The following is a 2,094-nucleotide window of genomic DNA, read 5'->3' on the forward strand; positions in this document are numbered from 1 at the left end:
TCGTCGTAGCGCGGGATCAGCCCGACGAACAGCTTCTGCGCGGCGCGCCGCAGGTTGCCGGTGGTCATCACCGACGTGTACGACAGTTCCTCGAGGTGGGTGAACGACAGCGTCTGCAGCGTCGCGACGAACGAAATGCCGGGGATCAGCCAGGCGCTCGACGCGCCGACGAGGCCGCTCGCGGCGACGCCGAGAAAGGCGATCTCGACGAGCAGGCACGCGAACGCCGTGTGCTTCATCCAGCCGCGCTGCGCGGCGATGCCGAGCAGGTGCGCGACGAACACCGCGATCACGAAGCCGACGAGCGGCGGCACGTGATGCAGCGCGGCGGCCCATTCGCCGGCCGACAGGTTGATGCCGAGCAGCGCGACGTTGCCGGTCATCGTGTTCGCGAACACGTGGCCGTGGCCGACATACGTGTACGCATCGAGATAGCCGCCGGACAGCGTCAGCAACGCGGCGACAGTGAGATTGCGGCTGGCGCCGTCGAGATCCATCGAGCCTCCCGTGAAGATTCGCGCCAGTATGGCGCACGGGCGGTCAGTGTGCGCCGGTCACTGCCCGATACCCGTGAGCCCGATCAGCGCGCCGCCCGCGAGCAGCCACAGCGGATGAATGCGTGTGCGCCACGCGAGCACCGCGCACGCGGCCGTGATGCCCCACTGGATCGCGGTGCGGTTCGACGCCTCGGAAATCAGCACCGCGCTCGCCGCGACGAGCCCGGCGGTGACTGGCATCATCCCCTGCTGCACGTAGCGGCGCCACGGCCGGTCGCGAAAGCGCTCCCACGCATGCAGCGCGAGCACGGTGACGATCGACGACGGCCCGAACTTCGCGAGCGACGCGACCAGCAGCCCGCTCCAGCCGGCCACGTGCCAGCCGACCAGCGACACGATCATCATGTTCGGCCCGGGCGCCGCCTGGGCCAGCGCGAACAGCGAGGTGAACTCGTGCGCGCTCATCCAGTGATGGACATCGACGACCTGCCGCTGCATCTCCGGCAGGATCGTGTTGCCGCCGCCGAACGCGAGCAGCGACAACTGGCTGAAGATCGTCGCGATGGCGATCAGCGTGTCGTTCATGGCCGGCCTCCTTGCTGCGTGTCGCGCGCCGCGGCCGGCGCCGGCTGCGGCGTGCCCGCGTCGCGGCGCCGCGACGCGAGCCAGATGCTGACCGGCGTCAGCACGAGCATCGCGGTCAGCAGCGGGATGCGCAGCACCGCGATTGCGATGAATGCGAGCGCCGCGATGCCGGCCGCCGCCCGCGCGTGCCGCAGCGGCTTCAAGACCTTCACGGCCATCGCGACGAGCAGCCCGGCCGCCGCCGCCGCGAGCCCCGCAAACAGGTGCTGCACGCGCGGATCGTTCTGCGTCTTCGCGTACAGCACGCCGAGCGCGACGACGACGAGCGTCGGGCCCGCGATCAGCCCGAGAATGCCGGCGAACGCGCCGGCGACACCGCGAAAGCGCATGCCGACGGCCACCGACAGGTTGATCACGTTGCCGCCCGGCAGGAACTGGCACAGCCCGAGCAGATCGGTGAATTCGTCGGCGGAGAGCCACTTGCGCTCTTCGACGATGGTGCGCCGCGCGAACGGCAGCGCACCGCCGAACGACATGAGGCCCAGCGACAGGAAACCGGTGAACAGCTCGGCGAGGCCGACGCTGCGGGGGGATGCGGCCGGCGGCGGGGCAGCCGGCGGAGAAGCGGATTGCATGGGGTTCCTTATCAAACGGTGACCCGAGGTTACCGCCGTTCGGAATACCGGCAAAACGATTTTATCGGCGCGTCCTTGTGATCTAGAATCACAAGCATGGCACGCGATCTCCCGCCCTTTTCCGCGCTTCGGGCCTTTGAAGCCGCGGCACGACATGAAAGCTTCAGCGCCGCCGGCGACGAACTGCATGTGACTCACGGTGCCATCAGCCGGCAGATCGCCGGGTTCGAGGCCTGGCTCGGCAAGCCGGTGTGACCTGCCCCCGGTTTTAGTCCGGACTGCAGTTAGAGTCCAAGGTTAAAAACTGCTGCTTTGCATCGTGCGCCAAGGCGAACTGCACCGGCGTCAGATAGCCGAGTGAGCTATGAGGCCGCTCG

At 68.5% G+C, this 2,094-nt stretch carries 3 protein-coding genes and 1 pseudogene; 1 reads left to right on the forward strand and 3 read right to left on the reverse strand.

Going from position 1 to position 2,094, the window contains the following annotated elements; genetic code table 11:
- From G3O00_RS42125 to G3O00_RS42135, 3 genes are all read right to left on the reverse strand, one after another.
- Nucleotides 1-497 (reverse strand): YoaK family protein (locus G3O00_RS42125; protein ID WP_206146543.1); only part of this gene is annotated, 497 nt, incomplete at its 3' end.
- A 57-nt stretch (nt 498-554) separates the two neighbouring features.
- Nucleotides 555-1,082, reverse strand: coding sequence for a chromate transporter (locus G3O00_RS42130; RefSeq protein WP_011353456.1), 528 nt, complete (start codon nt 1,080-1,082; stop codon nt 555-557).
- Complete coding sequence (locus G3O00_RS42135) at nt 1,079-1,717, reverse strand: chromate transporter (RefSeq protein WP_206146544.1); 639 nt, start codon at nt 1,715-1,717, stop codon at nt 1,079-1,081. Before G3O00_RS42135 ends, G3O00_RS42130 begins: the two co-directional genes overlap by 4 nt.
- 96 nt (nt 1,718-1,813) lie before the next feature.
- Here G3O00_RS42135 and G3O00_RS42140 point away from each other — a divergent pair.
- A pseudogene (locus G3O00_RS42140) lies at nt 1,814-1,969 on the forward strand (LysR family transcriptional regulator); the annotation flags it as partial.
- Nucleotides 1,970-2,094 lie beyond the last annotated feature (125 nt).

It is taken from the genome of Burkholderia sp. Ac-20384 (assembly GCF_017104605.1).
Taxonomy (GTDB): domain Bacteria; phylum Pseudomonadota; class Gammaproteobacteria; order Burkholderiales; family Burkholderiaceae; genus Burkholderia; species Burkholderia lata.